Below are 630 nucleotides of genomic sequence, written 5' to 3' on the forward strand. Positions count from 1 at the left end.
GGCGCAAAAGTTATTACGCACCCGCCGAAGTGTTTCGCGCACATCTTACGTCTCAATATCGCCAAACCGATCTTCGTATCTTCTTAATCGTTCAGTTTCAGAGGCATCGCGCACGTACTCGATCCTGGGCGGCTGTTCTTCGATGCTATCGATAGTCTGGCGAAGTACCTCCGCTTCATTCTCGGCTCGTTCCCGTGCTTTTCGCTCAGCTTCTGCAGTTTCCTCCGCCTTCTTCAACGCCGCTTTAACCTCTCGTAGTTCCCGTACGGTCATTTCGTCGACTGTTTTTGTGACTCCGGTAGACGGAATTGTATGCGGACGTTCGCGCTCCTCTGCCGGAAGTGTGGCGATTTCATAAAGAACCTTTACGCCCATTTGTAACCCCGAGGTTACATCATTACCGAATGTCTCGTACACTGTAATAAATCGGTGCGCGTGCATTCGAGTAAAATCCACACTCTCAGATAGCCATCGTATCCATCCACCTGCCTGTTCTCGTTGCTCGGCGAGTGTGCGTTCCTTTAAGTCTGTGCTGTCCATCTTAGCATCCCTTACCTGTTTCAACCGCCTCCCTATTTCGAAAATAGCGTTGCCAGCGATTTGCTTATACGAGTTGATCTCGGCTGTAAT

Annotated in this window: 1 protein-coding gene; it reads right to left on the reverse strand. The window is 50.2% G+C overall.

Features of this window, described 5'->3' with window-relative positions; all coding sequences use genetic code 11:
- Positions 1-45: 45 nt before the first annotated feature.
- On the reverse strand, positions 46-630 hold a 585-nt coding region (locus ABEA66_RS35850), incomplete at its 5' end, for a DUF3102 domain-containing protein (RefSeq protein ID WP_345595307.1).

It is taken from the genome of Paenibacillus vulneris (assembly GCF_039543185.1).
GTDB lineage: Bacteria > Bacillota > Bacilli > Paenibacillales > NBRC-103111 > Paenibacillus_S > Paenibacillus_S vulneris.